This window comes from Pseudooceanicola sp. NS-SX8, assembly GCF_057380755.1.
In genome coordinates, this window is sequence record NZ_CM170819.1 from 2,280,732 (window position 1) to 2,300,581 (window position 19,850).

The following is a 19,850-nucleotide window of genomic DNA, read 5'->3' on the forward strand; positions in this document are numbered from 1 at the left end:
GGATGCGGGCGCGTGAAGTGGCCGGATCGGGGTGCGGGGCTGGATCGGGCGCAAAAAAAAGGCCGGACACAAGGTCCGGCCAAGTCCAACAGGGAGGTATGAAGATGATGCGCCGGTGGGCGCGATCATCATCGAGTGCTCAGATATTGGTCGGAGTTGAAACGATCAAGGGGGAAACTGAGAAGAAAGCAACATTGCTGCTATGCAAGTTCTGCAGGACATGTTTACCGGCCCGGCTGCGACTGGCTCCGACGGGGGCGGAGGGAAACTTGTTTGTGTGCAAATACAGTGTCCTGCGTGGCACGCCCCGAAAACGAGGACGCCCCGCGCGGCGGGCCGGCGGGGCGTTTCGAGATGGGGCAAGGTGCCTTGGTCGGGATCAGTCGCTGTCGCGGTCCCGCAGTTCGCGGATGGTGCGGCGGTGCGCCATGATCTCGTCCTGGACGAAATCGCGGAAGGCGGCGACTCGCTTGGAGTGACGCAGTTCTTCCGGGAAGGCGAGGAAAACGGGGACTTCGCCCGACTCGATATCGGGGAAGATGCGTTCCAGCGTCGGGAAATCCTCGATCAGGTAATCGGGCAGCACGCCGATGCCGAGGTTGTGGATCACCGCCTGCAGGACGCCGAAGTAGTTGTTCACCGTCAGGGTCGAGCGGACCTCTGCCTGCATCAGCTGGTTCACGAGGGAGGCGCCGGCAGCCACCTGGGGGGCCGCAGGGGTCTGGCAGATGAGGCGGTGCGTCGAAAGATCTTCGATCGACTCGGGCTTGCCGTAACGGGCGATGTAATCGGCCGAGGCGTAGCAACGCATGCGGATCGACATGAGCTTCTTGCGGATCAGGTCCGCCTGGCTGGGTTCCTTCATGCGCACGGCCACGTCGGCTTCGCGCATGGGAAGGTCGAGCACGCGTTCTTCGAGCATGAGGTCGATCTTCAGATCGGGGTACTTCTCGTAGAGCTTGGGCAGGCGCGGGGCGAGCCAGAGCGTGCCGAAGCCCACGGCGGTCGTGACGCGCAGTTCGCCGAAGACTTCCTCTTCGCTGTCGCGGATCCGCGCGGTCGCGGTTTCCAGCCGTTTGGCCATGGCGCGGGTCGCATCGAAGAGCAGTTCGCCCTGTTCGGTGAGAATCAGGCCGCGCGCGTGGCGGTGGAAGAGTGTCGTATTCAGGCTCTCTTCCAGGCCGCGGATCTGGCGGGAGACCGCCGATTGCGACAGATGCAGGGCATCACCGGCATGGGTGAGTGATCCCGCGTCGGCCACGGCGTGGAATATTCTGAGCTTGTCCCAATCCATCGGATAACTGCCTGTCCTGCCGTCTTGGCTTGTTGCAACATAATTGTGCCACGCCTCTGATGGCGCTTCACTTAACGATAGCCCAGAAAGTTTCACAGGTGAAATCCGGATTTTTCCCCGCGTGAGCGAGATTTCCGGGCCGGTCCTGCCCTATACTCGCGCAGGAGGAGACGTCAAACATGACCCAGGAAAAGATTTCCCTGAATGATCGGTTCGACCTGAGCAAGTCCCCGATCCTGCTAAACGGAACCCAGGCCCTCGTTCGACTGATGCTGGCGCAGAAGGCGCGTGACAAGGCTGCGGGGCTGAACACCGCAGGCTATGTGACCGGCTACCGGGGCTCCCCCCTCGGCGCGGTCGACATGCAGATGCGGCGGGCCGGAAAACTGCTGGCCGAAAGCGACATCCGATTCGAGGAAGGCCTGAACGAAGACCTGGCTGCCACGGCCCTGTGGGGCGCGCAGCAGGCCGAACTGCGGGGCGAGGGCCGCTTCGACGGTGTCTTCGGCCTGTGGTACGGCAAGGGCCCCGGCGTGGACCGGTCGGGCGACGCGATGAAACATGCCAATATGGCCGGGACCTCTCCTAACGGGGGCGTTCTGATGGCCATGGGGGACGACCACACCGGCGAAAGCTCCACCGTGCTGCACCAGAGCGAGTGGGCGCTGGTGGATGCCTACATGCCCATCGTCAGCCCGGCCGGCGTGCAGGAGATCCTGGACCTTGGCCTATATGGCTGGGCGCTGAGCCGCTATGCAGGCACCTGGGTCGGGCTGAAGACGATGAAGGATACGGTGGAGGCGACGGCTGTCGTCGATGGCGACCCATTCCGCCTGAATTTCGTGCAGCCCACCGATTTCGCGATGCCGGAGGGCGGGCTGAACATCCGTCTGGGCGACAGCCCGGTCGAACAGGAAACACGGATGATCGACTACAAGCGCTTCGCGGCGGAGGCATTTGCCCGTGCGAACCGCATCGACCATCGGATCTGGGGCAAGCCGGGGGCGAAGATCGGCTTTGTCTCCGCGGGCAAGAACTACCTGGATCTGGAACATGCGCTGTCGCTGCTGGGAATCGACGCGGCAGAGGCGGAGCGGCTGGGGATCACGACCTACAAGGTGGCGCAGGTCTGGCCGCTGGACATGGACAGCTTCCACGACTGGGCCGAGGGCCTGGATCTGATCGTGGTGGTCGAGGAGAAGCGCAAGCTGATCGAAGTGCAGGTGAAGGAGGCGATCTTTGACGACCGTCGTGGCCGGCGCGTTTACGGCTGGCGCAAGGGGGGCACCCATTCGGAGGAGCTGTTCCCGACGAAGGGAGCGCTGGATCCGGTCTGGATCGCCGAGAAGCTGGGCGCGATCCTGATCGAGGAGGGGCGCGGCACCGACCGGGTGAAAGCCGGGCTGGAGGCCCTGGGCGAGGTGCGCCGCAACGACAACGTGACCGACATCGCGGCGCGGCTGCCCTACTTCTGCGCGGGCTGTCCGCACAACAGTTCCACCAAGGTGCCGGAGGGCAGCCGCGCCTATGCGGGCATCGGCTGTCACTACATGGTGCAATGGATGGATCGCGAGACGAGCGGTTTCACCCACATGGGCGCCGAGGGGGCGAACTGGATCGGCGAGGCGCCGTTTTCAACCCGCAATCACGTGTTTCAGAACCTGGGCGACGGGACCTACAACCACTCCGGCATCCAGGCGATCCGCGCGGCCCAGGCGGCGGGGACCAACATCACCTACAAGATCCTGTTCAACGATGCCGTGGCGATGACCGGCGGCCAGAAGAACGAGGGCGGGCTGACGGCCTACCGCATTGCGGAAGAGCTGAAGGCCATGGGCCTGTCGCATATCGCGGTGGTGCACGACGAGAAGGAAAATATCGATCTTTCACAATTCCCGAAAGGGATTGAGCTTGCCGAGCGGGCCGATCTGGCGCGCGTGCAGGAGAATATTGCAAAGGTCGAAGGCGTGTCCGCGCTGATCTACGTGCAGACCTGTGCCGCTGAAAAGCGGCGGCGGCGCAAGCGCAAGGAGTTCCCCGATCCCGACAAGCGGGTCTTCATCAACACCGATGTCTGCGAGGGCTGCGGCGATTGCGGGGTGCAGTCGAACTGCGTCGCCATCGTCCCGGTGGAGACGGAGCTGGGCCGCAAGCGTGCGGTGGACCAGTCGGCCTGCAACAAGGATTTCAGCTGCCTCAAGGGGTTCTGTCCCAGCTTCGTGACGCTGGAGGGCGCGACGGTGCGGAAGGAGACGGGGACGCACCTGGATCTGCCGGACCTGCCGGACCCGGAGCTGCCGGCGATCGAGGGGACCCACAACATCGTGCTGACCGGTGTCGGCGGGACGGGCGTGGTGACCATCGGCGCGGTGCTGGCCCAGGCGGCGCAGATCGACGGCAAGGGCGCCGGGATGATGGAGATGGCGGGGCTGGCCCAGAAGGGCGGTGCCGTGCACATCCACCTGCGGATTGCCGAGACGCCCGGCGACATTACCGCGATCCGCGTGGCAACCGGCGAGGCCCATGCGCTGATCGGCGGCGATCTGGTGGTGAGCGCGGGGTCGAAGACCCTGGGCCTGACCCGCGCCGGGCGGACCGGCGGCGTGGTCAACAGCCATGATATCGTCACCGGGGAATTCACCCGGAATACGGAATTTTCCATTCCTTCCGATAGGTTGGAGCTGCAACTTCAGGCAAGGCTAAAGGATCGGCTGGTGCTGTTCGATGCCAGCGAACTGGCCCGGGCGACCATGGGGGATTCCATCTTCTCCAACATGATGGTCATGGGGGCGGCCTGGCAGGCGGGGCTGATCCCGGTCAGCCATGATGCGATCTTCCAGGCGGTGGAACTGAACGGGCAGGCGCCCGCCAAGAACCAGCGCGCCTTCGAGATCGGCCGTTGGGCCGTCGTGCATCCGGCCGAGGCCGAAGCGATGCTGGCCCCGCAGGAGGTCGAGACCCCCAGGACGCTGGAGGAGATCATAGATTTCCGCGCCGAGCACCTTCGGAAGTACCAGAACCGGCGGCTGGCCAAGAGGTATCGCGCGATGGTGGCCCGGTTCCAGGATCCTGCGATGCAGGAGGCCGTGGCGCGGGGGTATCACAAGCTGCTGTCCTACAAGGACGAGTACGAGGTGGCGCGGCTGCTGCTGGAGACCCGCAAGAAGGCCGAAGAGACCTTCGAAGGGGACTTCCGCATGACCTATCACCTGGCCCCTCCGGTGCTGGAAAAGACCGGGGCCGACGGGCGGCCAGTCAAGCGGGAGATGGGGCCCTGGTTCCGCATGCCGCTGTCGGTCCTGGTCCGGCTGAAGGGGCTGAGGGGGACCAGGCTGGATCCCTTCGCCGGCCTGGAGGAACGCAAGACGGAGCGCGCGCTGATCGCCCAGTACGAGGCGGATATGGAAGAGATTCTGGGAGGTTATCATCCGGAGTTGAAGGAAACCGCGAAGGCCTTGGCGGAGCTTCCGTTGCAGATCAGGGGCTTTGGCCCGGTGAAGGCCGCGAACCTGGCGCAGGCGGAGAAGCAGCGCGAAGCCTACCTGGCCGTGCTGCGCGACGGACCGCTGAAGGAGGCGGCGGAATAGGCTGGGTCACGCCCTTCGAAGGACGCGCGCGGCTGCGTCCTTCGCCCGGCTCGTCCTCCGTGATTAACTGATCTGAAAGCTTCGCCGCGCCTATCGTGGCGGAGCCGCGCCGGGGTCGGATTTCGTGATCAGTCAATTGTTCTGGATCGAATCCGGCGCCACGGCTATGGAGGCGAAACCCTTTCGGACCCGTGCCATGACCGCAGAGATCCTACCGACGCAGCACAATCCGCGCCCGCCCAGCAAGCGACAGATCGCGCGGGACATATCCTATGCCAGCAGCGCCGAGACGCGCTCCGGCCGGATGGTGATCCGGCTGATGGAAAATGCGCTTGGCCGGCCATCGCTGATCCGCCGCGCCGACGGCTACGTCGAGGAGGTGGAGGCCGGGGGCGATTTCTGGTCGGTCATGATGGAGCGCTACGGGCTGCAGCTGGAGGTCGTCGGTGGCGCGCTGGACAACATTCCGGCCACCGGTCCGCTGGTGGTGATCGCCAATCATCCCTACGGCATCCTGGACGGGCTCATGCTGGGCCATATCCTGCAGGAGCGGCGGGGCGATTTCAGGATCCTGGCCAACCGCGTCTTTCGCGGGGCACGGGACCTGGACCGCGTTGTGCTGCCGATCAGCTTTGACGAGACGCGCGAGGCGGTGCAGGGGAATATCGAAACCCGGAAGGAGGCGCTGCGCTACCTGCGGGAGGGCGGTTGCGTCGGTGTCTTCCCGGGGGGCACCGTGTCGACCTCTGCCACGCCCTTCGCGCATCCGATGGACCCGGCGTGGCGTGGTTTCACCGCGCGGATGATCGCCAAGTCGGGGGCAACGGTGGTGCCCGTGTTCTTCGATGGGACGACGTCGCGGCTGTTCCAGCTGGCCAGCCATCTGCACATGACCCTGCGGATGGGATTGCTGCTGAAGGAGTTCAGGACGCGCGTTGACGGCCCGGTGCGCGTGGTCATCGGCGCCCCGGTGCCGAAGGAAGCTTTGCTGGCCCGGGCAGGCGACACGCGGGCGATGATGGATTTCCTGCGAAAGGCGACTTATGAACTGTCTCCGCAGCCGCTGACATCCTATGACTACGGCTACGAGTTCGAGGCGAAACGCCGGAGCTGAGCCGGCGGAAACAGGAGCGGGTGGCCCGAAGGCCCCCGGGGCATAACATGGCAGTAGGCATTTTCGATTCCGGTCTGGGCGGGCTGACGGTTCTGGACGCCTGCGCGAAGCGGCTGCCGGAGGTGCCCTTCGTCTACCTGGGCGACAACGCCCATGCGCCCTACGGCGTGCGGACAGCCGATGACATCTACCAGCTGACCAAGACGGGGGTGCAGCGCCTGTTCGATGCGGGCTGCGACCTGGTGATCCTGGCCTGCAACACCGCCAGCGCGGCCGCGCTGCGCCGGATGCAGGAAGGCTGGCTGACCCCGGACAAGCGCGTGCTTGGCGTCTTCGTGCCCCTGATCGAGTCGCTGACCGAACGCCAGTGGGGCGACAATTCCCCGCCGCGGGAAGTGGCGGTGAAACATGTTGCGCTTTTCGCCACGCCGGCCACCGTGGCAAGCCGGGCCTTCCAGCGTGAACTGGCCTTCCGCGCCATCGGTGTCGACGTCGAAGCCCAGGCCTGCGGCGGTCTGGTCGATGCGATCGAGGAAGGGGACATGATCCTGGCGGAGGCGCTGGTGCAATCCCACGTCGAAGCGCTGAAGCGCAAGATGCCCACGCCGGAGGCCGCGATCCTGGGCTGTACGCATTATCCGCTGATGGAAGAGACCTTCCAGAAGGCCCTGGGGACCGAGGTCAGCGTCTATTCCCAGGCGAACCTGGTGGCCGACTCGCTGGCCGATTACCTGGAGCGTCACCCCGACAAGCGCGGTGAGGGAGAGGTCAGCATGTTCCTGACCACGGGCGATCCTGCCCGCGTTTCGACCCATGCAACCCAGTTTCTGCGGCGCCGGATAGATTTTCACGCCGCCTGATGCAACTTTTGGTGGAAAAGTCTTGCCGCGTCACCTGCGGTGATACAACCTGAGGTGGTTGTGTCAGGGAGCCGGTGCCGTGCGCCTGATGCGGATCGGCGTGGCCCATCCTGCGTCGACAGCTGGCCCCGCCAGCAGGCACCGGACGGAGAGGAAGGCCTGTGCGAGGTATCCCGGCCTCGCACAGGTTACCGCCTCTTGGCGGCCTGCGCCTCCGGCAAGCCTTTGCGGTTCTGTTGAAACCGCTTGAAAGCGGGGCCCGGTTGGCTCATCTAAGGCACGTTTGTTGAGCGGAGCCGACATGATCAAGAAAATCGCCATCATCGGGGCCTCTGGATACACCGGGGCCGAGCTGATCCGTCTGATCTCCACCCATCCGGAGATCGAGATCGCCGCACTGGCCGCCAATTCCAAGGCGGGCCTGTCCATGGCACAGGTCTTTCCGTTTCTCCGACACCTGGACCTTCCGGACCTGGTGACCGTCGATCAGATCGATTTCTCCGAGATTGACCTGGCGTTCTGCGCCCTGCCGCACAAGACCAGCCAGGAGGTGATCCGGGAATTGCCGAAGGACCTGAAGATCGTCGATCTGTCGGCGGATTTCCGTCTGCGCGATCCCGAGGCCTACAAGGCCTGGTATGGCAATGATCATGCCGCCGTGGAGATGCAGAAGGAGGCCGTCTACGGCCTGACCGAGTTCTACCGCGACGAGATCAAGGGCGCGCGGCTGGTGGCCGGCACGGGCTGCAACGCGGCGACCGGGCAGTTCACCCTGCGGCCGCTGATCAGCGCGGGGGTGATCGGGCTGGATGATATCATCCTCGACATGAAATGTGCCGTCTCCGGTGCGGGCCGCAGCCTGAAGGAAAACCTGCTGCATGCCGAACTGTCGGAGGGCTACAATGCCTATGCCGTCGGCGGCAAGCACCGGCACCTGGGCGAGTTTGATCAGGAGTTCAGCCTGCTGGCGGGCCGCGAGGTGAAGATCCAGTTCACGCCGCACCTACTGCCGGTGAACCGGGGGATCCTGTCCACCGGCTATGTCTCGGGCGAGGCGCAGGCGATTTACGACGCGATGGTCGCGGCCTATGCCGATGAGCCCTTCGTGAAGGTGCTGCCCATCGGCGAGACCCCGTCGACCCATGATGTGCGGGGATCGAACTTCGTCCACATCGGTGTGACGGCAGACCGCATTCCGGGCCGGGCGATTGTGGTTACGGTGCTCGACAACCTCTGCAAGGGGTCTTCGGGGCAGGCGTTGCAGAATGCCAACCTGATGCTGGGTCTGGAGGAGACGACGGGGCTGATGGCCGCGCCGCTCTTCCCGTAAGGGAGACAGGAGGCGCCCATGAAGGGGCTGAAGAAGAAACGCCGCATCCAGGTCATCGCCCTTGCCTTCGTGGCACTGGCGGGGTCCGCGGCGCTGATCGGCTACGCCTTCCAGGATGGGATCAACCTGTTCCGGTCGCCGACCCAGCTGGCAGAGGCGCCCCCGGGCCCATCCGAGGTGTTTCGTCTTGGCGGCCTGGTCGAGGAAGGCAGCCTGGAACGTGGCGATGTGGTCCGCTTCGTCGTGACCGATGGCGGGGCGTCGATCCCGGTGACCTACCGGGGGATCCTGCCGGATCTGTTCGGTGAGGGGCAGGGGATGATCGGCACCGGCCGCTACGTGAACGGCACCTTCGAGGCGACGGAGATCCTGGCAAAGCACGACGAGGATTACATGCCCAAGGAAGTGATCGACGCGCTGAAGGAACAGGGTATCTACGAGGCGCCCGAAAGCTGACGGCCCCGAAAGCTGACGGCCCTGTGTTGGCCCCGGGCCATGTTTGGATCAGATGAGAGGCTGCGTTCGGTACACGAGCGCAGCCTTAATCTTTTGCTGTGCAGGTTTTTTCCGGGATAACCACCTCAGGAGAGAGCGGATGGCACTGCACGTGCGGGAGATTGCAGAAGAGATCGTCAGCCGGGAGGGCGGGTTCGTCAACGACCGGGATGATCCGGGCGGGGCGACCAATCACGGGGTGACGATCCACACCATGCGGCGGCTGGGGCTGGACCTGGACGGCGACGGCGATGTGGATGTGGCCGACGTGCAGCGGCTGAGCCGGGCGCAGGCGCTGGACATCTTCCTGGAGCACTACTTCCATGCGCCGCGCATCGCGGACCTGCCGGAGCCCCTGTGGGCCACGGTCTTCGACATGTACGTCAACGCGGGCGCGAATGCGGTGAAGATCCTGCAGCGGCTCCTGCGGGACATGGGGTGGGAGGTCTCGGTCGACGGTCAGATCGGCCCGCAGACCATCCGCGCCTGTCACGAGGCCCAGGCCGCCGCGGGCGGGCACATGGTGGATGCCTACGGGATCGCCCGGCGCAACTACTACTTCCGCCTGGCCGATGCCCGGGCCCAGAGCCGCAAGTACGTCCGCACGCGGACTGGCGGAAAGGGCGGCTGGATCCGGCGGGCGGAGGAATTCATCGCCCCGCGCTATCACATGAGCAAGGTGGAATTCGCCGAGAGGATCGCGGCATGGGCGTGATCGACGGCATCCTGGGCCTGGTCTTCGGCGGAGGGCGCAACGTGATCCGCGAAACGGCGGAGGTGTTTCGCACCAATGCCGAAGGTGCGGATCAACGGGATCTCGCGGCCTATGAGGCCGCCCTGGCGCAGCACGGGGCGGAGTTTCGCGATGACCGCAGCGGGTTCGACCGGTTCATCGACGGGCTGAACCGGCTGCCGCGCCCGGCGATGGCGCTTGGCGCGATCGGCCTGTTCGTGGCGGCGATGACAGATCCCGTCTGGTTTTCCGAGAGAATGCAAGGGCTTGCCCTGGTGCCTGAGGCCCTTTGGTGGCTGTTGGGCGCTGTCGTCAGCTTCTACTTCGGGGCCAGGCACCAGGTGAAGGGCCAGGAGTTCCAGCGCGAGATCGCCCGGACCATGGCGCGCACGCCGCAGGTGGTGACGAACCTGCAGGAGCTGCGCCGGCTGGATGGGGCGGAGGCGGCCCCGGGGGCCGAGGTGGTGCACACCGAAACCCGGGACCCGAATCCGGCGCTGGAGGCCTGGCGCGCCGCTGGCTGAAAAGCGGGCGGGGAAGGCTGAGGCCGGGAAAGCGAACTGACCGAAGATTTGGGGCCGCATACTTGGGCTCAGAGATTGGTGGCAAGAGGTTTCGGACAGGGGGCGCGACAATTCTGTCGCGCCCCTTTCGTCTATTTGAATTGAGGCGATGCCGGGCCTGGGCCTATAAGCGGACATGCTTACCGAACTCGGCCACTTCGCCCTCATCCTCGCGCTTTTCGTGGCGCTGTTTCAGACCGTAGTCCCGCTGGTCGGCGCCTGGCGCCGCTGGCCTGGCTGGATGGCGGCGGCCGAACCTGCTGCGCTGGCGCAGGCGGTGCTGGTCGGGTTTTCCTTCGCGACGCTGATGTGGGCCTTCATCACCTCCGACTTCTCGCTGCACCTTGTCTGGGCGAACAGCCATTCGGCGAAGCCCATGCTCTACAAGGTGACGGGCGTCTGGGGGAACCACGAAGGTTCGATGCTGCTCTGGATCCTGATCGTCGCGCTTTTCGGCGCCGCGGCGGCCCTGTTCGGCGGCAACCTGCCGCCGACGCTGAAGGCGCGGGTGCTGGGGGTCCAGGGGATGATCGGGCTGGCCTTCCTGGCCTTCTCGCTCTTTACCTCCAACCCGTTCCTGCGCCTGGCGGTGCCGCCCTTCGACGGGCAGGACCTGAACCCGCTGCTGCAGGACCCGGGATTGGCCTTCCATCCGCCGTTCCTCTACCTCGGCTACGTGGGCCTTTCGATGTCCTTCAGCTTTGCCGTTGCGGCGCTGCTGGAAGGCCGGGTCGATGCCGCCTGGGGCCGTTGGGTACGGCCCTGGACGCTGGCCGCCTGGATGTTCCTGACCGTCGGCATCGCGCTCGGCTCCTGGTGGGCCTATTACGAGCTGGGCTGGGGCGGGTTCTGGTTCTGGGATCCGGTGGAGAACGCTTCCTTCATGCCCTGGCTGACCGCTGCCGCCCTGCTGCATTCGGCCATCGTGGTGGAAAAGCGCGAGAGCCTGAAGGCCTGGACGATCCTGCTGGCCATCATCGCCTTCGGCTTCTCCCTCATCGGGGCGTTCATCACGCGGTCGGGGGTCATCACCTCTGTCCATGCCTTCGCCAATGACCCCGAACGCGGGGTGTTCCTGCTGGCCATCACCGCCTTCTTCATGGGGGGCGCGCTGACGCTTTTCGCCGCGCGGGCGGATGTGATGACCTCCAAGGGGGTGTTCGGGCTGGTGAGCCGCGAGTCGGCCCTGGTGCTCAACAACATCCTGCTGGGGGTGGCGGCCTTCGTCGTCTTTACCGGGACGGTCTGGCCGCTGGTCTCCGAAATGGCGTTCGGGCGGAAGCTTTCGGTGGGGGCGCCCTTCTTCGACATGGCCTTCACGCCCTTCATGGTCGCGCTTGGGGTGATCCTGCCGGTTGGCGCGATGCTGCCCTGGAAACGCGCGAAGCTGGGGCGTGTGGCACGCCGCCTGGTGCCGGCGGCGGTGCTGGCGCTGGCCGTGGGCGCGCTGCTTTATGCCATGGAAAGCGGCCGGTCGGCGCTTGGCCCGGTGGGGCTGATGCTGGGCACCTGGCTGGTGGCCGGTGCGCTGGTCGACCTGTGGAGCCGGACCGGATCGGCCGGTGCGGGCCGCCTGCTGCGGCTTCCGCGCGCCGATTGGGGCCGGGTCGTGGCCCATGCGGGCCTGGGTGTGACCATTGCGGGCATCGCCTCGATGATGGCCTGGCAGCAGGAAGACATCCGCGTCGTCCAGACCGGCGACACGGTGGAACTGGCGGGCTATGCGCTGACGCTTGACGGGGTGCGGCAGGTGCAGGGGCCGAACTACATTTCCACCATGGGGGATGTGACGCTGGCCAAGGGGGGCAGGGTCATTGGCACGCTGCATCCGGAGAAGCGGATCTATCCGGTGGCGGGCATGCCCACGACCGAGGCGGCGATCGACAACGGGTTCCTGCGCGACATCTACATTGCCCTTGGCGATCCGCAGGAGGGCGGGGGCTGGGCGATGCGCAGCTATTACAAGCCGCTGGCCAACTGGATCTGGTGCGGTGCGCTGCTGATGGCCTTCGGCGGGCTGCTGAGCCTGACTGACCGGCGGTTCCGCGTGGCGGCAGGCGCGGCGAAGGCCGCGCGCGTGCAGGGGGTACCGGCGGAATGAGGATGTGGCAGAGCGTGTGGCGGCGGTTGGTGGATTACATCCACCCTACGGCAGTCCTGATGGTGGTGCTGATGCTGGCGGGGCCGGCGCAGGCGGTGCAGCCGGACGAGATGCTGGCCGACCCGGCGCTGGAAGCCCGCGCGCGGGACATCAGCCAGGGGTTGCGCTGCCTCGTCTGCCGCAACGAGAACATCGATGACAGCAATGCCGACCTGGCCCGGGACCTGCGCCTGCTGGTGCGGGAACGGCTGGTGGAGGGCGACAGCGATCAGCAGGTGGTCGACTTCATCGTCAACCGCTACGGCGAATACGTCCTGCTGAAGCCCGAGGCGACGGGATCCAACCTTGTCCTGTGGCTGGCCGGGCCTGCGATGCTCCTCCTGGGGTTGGGGATCGGCGCGGCCTATATCCGGCGCCGGGGCAGGGCGCGTGCCGCCGGAGAGGCGGAGGGCCTCTCGGACGAAGAACAGGCCCGGCTGAAGGAAATTCTGGGCGACTGACGCAGTGTTCCGGTTTGACGGATGCGCTGGTTCCGGTTTCTGTGTCTTTCGACGGACGACAGGAGGAGCAGCCCGTGACCTATCAGACCATCACGCTGGAGATCGAAGACGACATCGCCGTGCTGCGGTTGAACCGGCCGGAGGTGATGCATGCGCTGAATTCGCAGATGCGGGCGGAGATCGCGGATGCGGTCCGATCCGTGGGGGAGAAGGCGAGGGTGCTGGTCCTGACGGCAGAGGGGCGGGCCTTCTGCTCCGGCCAGGATCTGAGCGATCGGGCCAACGTGGCCCTTCCGGACCTGGAACGCACGCTGCGCGACGAATACGTCCCCATGCTGAAGGCCATCGTCGACTGCCCGATCCCGACGATTTCCGCCGTGAACGGTGCGGCTGCGGGGGCGGGCGCCAACCTGGCGCTTTGTGCCGATATCGTCATCGCGGCCGAAAGCGCCTATTTCCTTCAGGCCTTCACCCGTATCGGCCTGGTGCCCGACGCCGGCGGCACCTACTTCCTGCCGCGGACCGTGGGCAGCCAGAAGGCCATGGGCGCCGCGCTCTTTGCCGACAAGATCATGGCGGCCCAGGCCGATGCCTGGGGCATGATCTGGGAAGCGGTGCCGGATGATGCCTTCGAGGCGACCTGGAAGGCACGGGCGGCCCATCTGGCCAAGGGGCCGACGGCCACCTACCGCGAGGTGAAGGATATCATCCGGGGGTCCTGGTCCGGGGACCTGGACAGCCAGCTGGAGGCAGAGGGCAAGGCGCAGGGGCGTTGTGGTCAGAGCCGTGATTTCAAGGAAGGCGTCTTGTCCTTCCTCGAAAAGCGTCCGCCGCATTTCGAAGGCCGTTGAGGGCGTAAAGGGGTCGTTTTGGCCGCGGGGCTGGCGGGGATCAGGTTTGCACGCTAGCAGGGAAATGGCCCTGCCTGCGGCCATGCGATGACGGAGCCCCCGATGACCGATGCCAACCTTGCCGCTGCAAGACGACTTCCCTGGCCGCTGCTGGGGTGGTTCGGGGCCTCGGCCACGCTGCTGGTGCCGCAGGCGGCGGGGCCGGTTGCCTTTTCCCTTCTGGCCCTTGCCCTGACAGGGAATGCGCAGGACGGTGCGGCGCTGATCCTGGCGATGACCCTGGCGCAGGTGGCGGGGGCGGTTCCCGTAACCCGCTGGGGTCGCGCCTACAGCCCCACAGCCTTTCTGCGCCTGCTGGTCCTGATCCGGACCCTGGCGCTTGGCGCGCTGGCGATGGCCGGCTGGATGGGGGCGCCCTTCTGGGCGCTGGTCGGGCTTGCCGCGCTGTCCGGATCGGTCGCGGGATCCGCCTTCGGCTACCTGCGATCGCTCCTGAATGAACTCACGACCGAGGAACGCTATCCCAGGGCGCTTGGCATTGCGGCAACCCTGAACGAGGTGACCTTTGTCGCGGCCCCGGTGGCGGCGGCCGGGCTGGGCGCGGTTTCCCCGGTGCTGGGTCTGGCCGCGCTGACCGTGATCGGGGCGCTGCCGGCGCTTCTTGTACCCTCGGTCGCGCGTGCGGAGGTGCCGGAAGATCCGACACCGGGCAGCATCCTGACGCCAAGGGTGCTGATCTGGCTTGCCTGTGCGGTTGGCGGTGGCGCCGCGGTTGCCGTGCTTGAAATCGGGGCTGTCGCGCTTGCCCTGCGGTTTGGACATGCGCCGGCGATGGCGATCCTGTTCACCGTTCCACTGTGCATCGCGTCTGTCTGTGGCGGGCTTTGGGTGAGCTTCCGCAATCGCATGGCGACGCGGCCCACGGTGGTGGCGCAGCTGGCGGTGACCACCTTCGGCGTGGCAATTGCGGCCAGCGGGCTGTCTCTCTGGCTGACATTGGCGGGGTGCGTCCTGGTCGGGGCGATGATGCCGCCGCTCGGGACCACCTACATGCTGGTGCTGGAACGACTGGTGCCCCGCGACCGGCGGCCGGAGGCCTTTGCCGTGCTGCGGACCGCCAGTTCGATCGGCGTGATCTTTGCCAGCGGGATGCTGGCCCTGGCCCCGCTTTCGGCGTCGCTGATCGCGGTTTCGCTCGTCATGCTGCTGGCAATGCTGCCTGTCGCGCTGACGCCCTCGGCCATGGGAGAGCGCTGAGCCGTCGCCGCCCGGGGGGCAGGATCATCAAGGCAGGATCATCGGAACGCAAAAAGGGCAGCCCGAAGGCTGCCCTTTCGCAAATCTGCCGTTGCGCAGGTCTGTCGGTCCGCCGATCAGCGGTTTTCGACATCCGTGTAATCGCGCAGAGTCTCGCCGACGTAGAGCTGGCGGGGACGGCCGATGCGCATCGCCGGATCCTCGATCATCTCTTTCCACTGCGAGATCCAGCCGACGGTCCGCGACAGGGCGAAGATCGGGGTGAACATCGAGGTGGGGAAGCCCATGGCCTCCAGGATGATGCCGGAATAGAAGTCGACGTTCGGGAACAGCTTCTTCTCTGCGAAGTAGGGATCGGCCAGGGCTTGCTGTTCCAGCTCCTTGGCGGTCGCCAGGATCGGGTTGTTTTCCACGCCCAGCAGTTCCAGCACCTCGTCCGCGGATTCCTTCATCACCGTCGCGCGGGGATCGAAGTTCTTGTAGACGCGGTGGCCGAAGCCCATCAGGCGGAACGGATCGTTCTTGTCCTTGGCCTTGGCAATGTATTCCGGAATGCGATCCGGGGTGCCGATTTCCTTCAGCATTTCCAGGCAGGCCTGGTTGGCGCCGCCGTGTGCCGGACCCCAGAGGCAGGCGATGCCGGCCGCGATGCAGGCAAACGGGTTGGCGCCGGAGGAGGACGCGAGCCGCACGGTGGAGGTCGACGCGTTCTGCTCGTGGTCGGCATGCAGGGTGAAGATACGGTCCATGGCGCGGGCCAGGATCGGGTTCACCTGGTAGTCTTCGGCCGGAACGGCGAAGCACATGCGCAGGAAGTTGGACGCGTAGTCCAGATCGTTGCGCGGGTACACGAAGGGCTGGCCGATGGTGTACTTGTAGGCCATGGCGGCGATGGTCGGCATCTTGGCGATCAGGCGGATCGAGGCGACCTCGCGCTGCCAGGGATCGGAGATGTCGGTGCTGTCATGGTAGAAGGCGGACATGGCGCCGACCACGCCGACCATGATGGCCATCGGGTGCGCGTCACGACGGAAGCCGGTGAAGAAGCGGTGCATCTGTTCATGCACCATGGTGTGCTTGGTCACGCGGGATTCGAAATCTTCCAGCTGGGCCGCGTCGGGCAGGGCGCCGTAGAGCAGCAGGTAGCAGACTTCGAGGTAGTGCGATTTCGACGCCAGTTGGTCAATCGGGTAGCCGCGGTGCAGCAGCTCGCCCTTTTCACCGTCGATGTAGGTGATGGTGCTGTCGCAGGACGCGGTGGAGGTGAAGCTCGGGTCATAGGTGAACATGCCCGTGGTGCCGTAGAGCTTGCGGATGTCGATGACATCGGGCCCGGCAGAGGGCGAAAGCACCGGGAATTCGTAGCTTTGGCCGTCGACCGTCAGAGTCGCCGTCTTTTTAGGTTCAGACATTTATATATCCCTTCCTCTGTTCCCGCACCGGCCCGCCCATTGGCCGCCCGGCGCCCCTTTTTTCACGGTGCGTCTCAACGAAGGGTTAAGCGGCACCTTTGCTGGCATCCTGAAGGCGGAGGATGGTTTCCTCCTGCCCGAGAACCAGCATCATATCGAATACGCTGGGGGTGGCGGTCCGCCCGGCCAGAGCTGCACGCAGGGGTGCGGCGATCTGTCCAAACTTCATTTCGCGAGCCTCGGCGAATGTGTTCAGTTTCCCCTCCAGATCCTGACGCGTCCAGCTAGCACTTTGCAAGTGCGGCGTCAATTCGATCAGTATACCGATGGATACAGCGTCCAGATTCTTGGCCGCTTTCTCGTCGATATCCAGGGGGCGGTCGGCAAGGCAAAAGTGAGCTTTGTCAATTAGTTCCGGGAAGGTCTTGGCGCGCTCCTTGAGGAAGGACATCGCCTCGCCCAGTTGGGAAATTTTTTGTTCTGACAGGGAGTCAAGGCCGGTGACCTCGCGGAAGGTCAGCAGCTCTTGCAGCAGTGCAGCATCCTCGGTGATGGCGATGTGCTGTCCACAGATATTGGCCAGTTTCTTGAAGTCGAAACGCGCCGGGGATTTGCCCATGCCGTCAAATCCGAACCACTCGATTGCCTGGGCGTCGGTGAAGAACTCGTCATCGCCGTGGGACCAGCCGAGGCGGGCAAGGTAGTTGCGCATGCCGGCGGCCGGATAGCCCATGTCGCGGTATTCCTCGACCCCCAGGGCGCCGTGGCGTTTCGACAGCTTCTTGCCGTCGGGGCCGTGGATCAGGGGGATATGCGCATAGGTCGGCAGCGGCCAGCCCATGGCGGTGTAGATCCCCATCTGACGCGCGGCGTTGTTCAGGTGGTCGTCGCCCCGGATCACGGTGTTCACGCCCATGTCATGGTCATCGACCACCACGGCCAGCATGTAGACCGGCGTGCCGTCCGAGCGCAGCAGGATCATGTCGTCCAGCTGATCGTTGCGGATCTTCACGTCGCCCTGCACCTGGTCGTTGATCGTCACGGTGCCGTCCTGAGCCGTCTTCAGGCGGATCACGAAGGGCAGGTCGGGATGTGTCGCGGGATCGGCGTCACGCCAGGGCGACTGGAACAGGGTCGAGCGTTTCTCTTCGCGTGCCTTTTCGCGGAAGGCCTCGATTTCCTCCTGGGTGGAGAAGCACTTGTAGGCCTGGCCCTTCGCCAGCAGTTCCAGCGCGACCTCGCGGTGGCGGTCGGCGCGGTCGAACTGGCTGACGACCTCACCGTCATGGTCGAGGCCGAGCCAGTCGAGACCTTTCAGGATCGCTGCCGTCGCTTCGGGGGTGGAACGGGCGCGATCGGTATCTTCGATCCGCAGCAGGAATTTGCCGCCCCGGCCCCGGGCATAAAGCCAGTTGAAGAGCGCCGTGCGGGCGCCGCCGATGTGCAGGAAGCCGGTCGGCGAGGGGGCGAAGCGGGTGACGATCTGGTCGGACACGGGGGACGTTCCTAACGTTTGATTAACCATGCGCTGTATAGCGTTTTGCGCATTGTCTATCGGTGGGCCGGAGGCGAGACAAGTGCGGCAGGGGTTGGAGCGGCTGAAGCAGGAAGTGCTGGCACAGCGCGGCGGGCTGTTCCACTGGGTGCCGGTCTGCCTTGGGCTGGGCATAGGGATCTACTTCGGTCTGCGGCAGGAGCCGGGCCCGGCGCTGCGGCTCGGCCTGCTGCTGATCGCGCTGCTTCTGGCTGCGGGCGGGGGCTGGGCGGGCCTGCGCGGGCGCGCCGTGCTGCAGCCGGTTCTGATCGGGCTGGCTCTGATCTGTGCCGGGCTGTGCCTGGCGGGCTGGCGCGCGCATGAGGTGTCGGCCCCGGTGCTGAGCTGGCGATACTACGGCCCGGTCGAGGGGCGCATCGTCGGGATCGACCGGTCGGCGTCGGACGCGGTGCGCCTGACGCTGGACCAGGTGCGGCTGGACCGGGTTTCCCCGGGGCGCACACCGGCGCGGGTGCGCATTTCGCTGCATGGTCCCGAGGGGACCGAGATTCGCCCGGGCCTGCACATCATGACGACCGCCCATCTTTCCGCACCCAACGGACCGGTGGAGCCGGGGGGCTTCGATTTCCGGCGGCATGCCTGGTTCCAGCGCCTTGGCGGGATCGGCTATACCCGCGTGCCCGTGCTTGCGGTGGCGCCGCCCGCGCCCCGGGACATGATCGTGTTTCGGACGCGCATCAGGCTGGCCCAGGCCTTTCGCGACAGGCTTGGCGGAGAGGCTGGGGCCTTTGCCGCCGCGGTCACGGCCGGTGATCGTTCCGGTATGGGGCAGGACACGCTGCAGGCGCTGCGGGTGTCGAACCTGGCGCATCTTCTGGCGATATCGGGATTGCACATGGGCCTGCTGACGGGCTTCGTCTTCATGGCGGTACGACGGGTGCTGGTCCTGTCGCGCCACGCGGCGCTGTTCTGGCCGGTGAAGAGCCTGGCCGCGGCGGCGGCGCTGGCGGTGGCGAGTGTCTACCTTGCGCTGTCGGGCGGGTCGATTGCCACGGAACGGGCCTTTGTCATGGTGGCCGTGGCGTTGGTTGCGGCCATGGCATTGCGCCGGGCGCTCAGCCTGCGGGCGGTTGCCCTGGCGGCGCTGGTCGTATTGGGGCTGCGGCCCGAGGCGCTGCTGTCGGCGGGGTTTCAGATGTCCTTTGCCGCGACGCTGGCGCTGGTCTGGGTCTTCGGGTTGCTGAAGGACAGGGAATGGCCGGGGCGTGGCTGGACGGGGCGGGTGGCGACGGTCGTTCTGTCCTCCGCCGTTGCGGGGCTGGCGACGGCCCCGGTGGCGGCGGCGCAGTTCAACCAGGTGGCCAACTACGGGCTGATCGCGAACCTCCTGTCGGTGCCGGTGATGGGGACCCTTGTCATGCCGGCGGCGCTGATTTCCGTTCTGGCCATGCCTTTCGGGCTGGAGGCGCTGCCGATGGCGGTGATGGGCTGGGGCCTGGACTGGATCCTGGGCGTGGCCCGAGTGGTGTCCGCGCTGGAGGGCGCGCGGGGCACCGTCCCGACGCCGCCGAAATGGGTCCTGCCGATCCTGGTGATGGGCGCGCTGTTCGTCATGCTCTGGTCCGGGCGGTTGCGCTGGCTGGGCGTCGGGCCCGTGGTCGCCGCCTTCGTGCTCTGGTCCGGAGTGGATCGGCCAACGATCCTGATCGCCGAAACCGGCGGCCTTGTCGGCGTGATGGGGCCGGAGGGGCGTGCCTTGTCGAAGGAACGAGCGGAGAGTTTCACGGCGCGGGTCTGGCTGGAAAACGACGGCGATGCCGTATCGCAGGCGGAGGCCGCAGCACGCTGGCCCGGGGGGGCGGCGATCCGGCATGCCACCGGCAAGCGGGCCGCGGCGGCGGCGGGACCCTGCGATGACGGTGGATTGCTTGTGCTGAACGTCGCGGCGCGCGAGGCGGTCGGCGCGGCGGGCTGCGATATCTGGGATGTCGGCCGCCTGCGGCAAAGCGGGGCCGTCGCGATCTACGTCGATGCGGAAAACCGGCGCCTGGTGACCGCGCGCGAGCTCAGCGGTGACAGGCTCTGGAGCGGTGCCGGCCCGGGCCGGCGGGCACGGGAGCAGCGGATCGCACTGGGGGACTGAGCGGATTTTCTGCTGGGGGACGATGGGGGCGGGCCGCCGAAGGTGGGTTGCACCCACCCTACGGGGCTGGGTTGTCGGCATACTGGGGCTGGCCGGAGCCGGTGCGGGAGGTTGT

The 19,850-nt window shown here is 66.1% G+C and carries 15 protein-coding genes; 12 read left to right on the forward strand and 3 right to left on the reverse strand.

The window, feature by feature from the left end; all coding sequences use genetic code 11:
* Nucleotides 1-379: 379 nt before the first annotated feature.
* Nucleotides 380-1,294: a LysR family transcriptional regulator gene (locus tag AC2IR1_RS10445; protein WP_486476217.1), complete on the reverse strand. Its 915-nt coding sequence runs from the start codon at nt 1,292-1,294 to the stop codon at nt 380-382.
* Between the two features lie 179 nt (nt 1,295-1,473).
* Here AC2IR1_RS10445 and AC2IR1_RS10450 point away from each other — a divergent pair, with 179 nt between their 5' ends.
* From AC2IR1_RS10450 to AC2IR1_RS10500, 11 genes are all read left to right on the forward strand, one after another.
* A complete protein-coding gene (locus tag AC2IR1_RS10450; protein ID WP_486476218.1) occupies nt 1,474-4,881 on the forward strand; it encodes an indolepyruvate ferredoxin oxidoreductase family protein in 3,408 nt (1,135 codons plus the stop codon).
* A 196-nt stretch (nt 4,882-5,077) separates the two neighbouring features.
* A complete protein-coding gene (locus AC2IR1_RS10455; protein WP_486476219.1) occupies nt 5,078-5,995 on the forward strand; it encodes a lysophospholipid acyltransferase family protein in 918 nt (305 codons plus the stop codon).
* A gap of 47 nt (nt 5,996-6,042) precedes the next feature.
* Nucleotides 6,043-6,855 carry a glutamate racemase gene (gene murI / locus AC2IR1_RS10460; RefSeq protein ID WP_486476220.1) on the forward strand — a complete coding sequence of 271 codons (813 nt, stop codon included), beginning with the start codon at nt 6,043-6,045 and terminating at the stop codon, nt 6,853-6,855.
* Between the two features lie 301 nt (nt 6,856-7,156).
* A complete protein-coding gene (gene argC / locus AC2IR1_RS10465; protein ID WP_486476221.1) occupies nt 7,157-8,185 on the forward strand; it encodes an N-acetyl-gamma-glutamyl-phosphate reductase in 1,029 nt (342 codons plus the stop codon).
* A gap of 18 nt (nt 8,186-8,203) precedes the next feature.
* Entirely contained in the window at nt 8,204-8,641 is a 438-nt protein-coding gene (ccmE, locus tag AC2IR1_RS10470) for a cytochrome c maturation protein CcmE (RefSeq protein ID WP_486476222.1), read from the forward strand.
* Nucleotides 8,642-8,780: 139 nt separating this feature from the next.
* Nucleotides 8,781-9,395 (forward strand): holin-associated N-acetylmuramidase, encoded by a 615-nt coding sequence (locus AC2IR1_RS10475; RefSeq protein ID WP_486476223.1) that lies wholly within the window; start codon nt 8,781-8,783, stop codon nt 9,393-9,395.
* Nucleotides 9,386-9,937, forward strand: coding sequence for a holin family protein (locus tag AC2IR1_RS10480; RefSeq protein ID WP_486476224.1), 552 nt, complete (start codon nt 9,386-9,388; stop codon nt 9,935-9,937). The genes AC2IR1_RS10475 and AC2IR1_RS10480 overlap by 10 nt, the downstream gene beginning before the upstream one ends.
* A gap of 175 nt (nt 9,938-10,112) precedes the next feature.
* Entirely contained in the window at nt 10,113-12,077 is a 1,965-nt protein-coding gene (locus AC2IR1_RS10485; protein ID WP_486476225.1) for a heme lyase CcmF/NrfE family subunit, read from the forward strand.
* Between the two features lie 59 nt (nt 12,078-12,136).
* Complete coding sequence (locus AC2IR1_RS10490; protein WP_486476400.1) at nt 12,137-12,577, forward strand: cytochrome c-type biogenesis protein; 441 nt, start codon at nt 12,137-12,139, stop codon at nt 12,575-12,577.
* 74 nt (nt 12,578-12,651) lie between these two features.
* Nucleotides 12,652-13,428: an enoyl-CoA hydratase-related protein gene (locus tag AC2IR1_RS10495; protein ID WP_486476226.1), complete on the forward strand. Its 777-nt coding sequence runs from the start codon at nt 12,652-12,654 to the stop codon at nt 13,426-13,428.
* A 102-nt stretch (nt 13,429-13,530) separates the two neighbouring features.
* The gene (locus AC2IR1_RS10500) at nt 13,531-14,685 is read left to right on the forward strand and encodes an MFS transporter (protein WP_486476227.1); all 1,155 of its coding nucleotides are present in this window, start codon (nt 13,531-13,533) and stop codon (nt 14,683-14,685) included.
* 116 nt (nt 14,686-14,801) lie between these two features.
* Here the strand turns inward: AC2IR1_RS10500 and gltA are convergent, their stop codons facing one another.
* Together gltA and gltX are read right to left on the reverse strand one after the other, a co-directional pair.
* Nucleotides 14,802-16,097: a citrate synthase gene (gltA, locus tag AC2IR1_RS10505; RefSeq protein ID WP_486476228.1), complete on the reverse strand. Its 1,296-nt coding sequence runs from the start codon at nt 16,095-16,097 to the stop codon at nt 14,802-14,804.
* An 85-nt stretch (nt 16,098-16,182) separates the two neighbouring features.
* Entirely contained in the window at nt 16,183-17,592 is a 1,410-nt protein-coding gene (gene gltX, locus AC2IR1_RS10510; RefSeq protein ID WP_486476229.1) for a glutamate--tRNA ligase, read from the reverse strand.
* A gap of 82 nt (nt 17,593-17,674) precedes the next feature.
* On the opposite strand from gltX, the gene AC2IR1_RS10515 reads away from it, so the two are divergent.
* Nucleotides 17,675-19,735: a ComEC/Rec2 family competence protein gene (locus AC2IR1_RS10515; protein WP_486476230.1), complete on the forward strand. Its 2,061-nt coding sequence runs from the start codon at nt 17,675-17,677 to the stop codon at nt 19,733-19,735.
* Nucleotides 19,736-19,850: the final 115 nt, after the last annotated feature.

What these genes read in the sequence shown, in the direction of transcription:
- AC2IR1_RS10445 (WP_486476217.1), bottom strand. Translation starts at nt 1,294, where the DNA reads ATGGATTGGGACAAGCTCAGAATATTCCACGCCGTGGCCGACGCGGGA.
- AC2IR1_RS10450 (WP_486476218.1), top strand. Translation starts at nt 1,474, where the DNA reads ATGACCCAGGAAAAGATTTCCCTGAATGATCGGTTCGACCTGAGCAAG.
- AC2IR1_RS10455 (WP_486476219.1), top strand. Translation starts at nt 5,078, where the DNA reads ATGACCGCAGAGATCCTACCGACGCAGCACAATCCGCGCCCGCCCAGC.
- murI (WP_486476220.1), top strand. Translation starts at nt 6,043, where the DNA reads ATGGCAGTAGGCATTTTCGATTCCGGTCTGGGCGGGCTGACGGTTCTG.
- argC (WP_486476221.1), top strand. Translation starts at nt 7,157, where the DNA reads ATGATCAAGAAAATCGCCATCATCGGGGCCTCTGGATACACCGGGGCC.
- ccmE (WP_486476222.1), top strand. Translation starts at nt 8,204, where the DNA reads ATGAAGGGGCTGAAGAAGAAACGCCGCATCCAGGTCATCGCCCTTGCC.
- AC2IR1_RS10475 (WP_486476223.1), top strand. Translation starts at nt 8,781, where the DNA reads ATGGCACTGCACGTGCGGGAGATTGCAGAAGAGATCGTCAGCCGGGAG.
- AC2IR1_RS10480 (WP_486476224.1), top strand. Translation starts at nt 9,386, where the DNA reads ATGGGCGTGATCGACGGCATCCTGGGCCTGGTCTTCGGCGGAGGGCGC.
- AC2IR1_RS10485 (WP_486476225.1), top strand. Translation starts at nt 10,113, where the DNA reads ATGCTTACCGAACTCGGCCACTTCGCCCTCATCCTCGCGCTTTTCGTG.
- AC2IR1_RS10490 (WP_486476400.1), top strand. Translation starts at nt 12,137, where the DNA reads ATGGTGGTGCTGATGCTGGCGGGGCCGGCGCAGGCGGTGCAGCCGGAC.
- AC2IR1_RS10500 (WP_486476227.1), top strand. Translation starts at nt 13,531, where the DNA reads ATGACCGATGCCAACCTTGCCGCTGCAAGACGACTTCCCTGGCCGCTG.
- gltA (WP_486476228.1), bottom strand. Translation starts at nt 16,097, where the DNA reads ATGTCTGAACCTAAAAAGACGGCGACTCTGACGGTCGACGGCCAAAGC.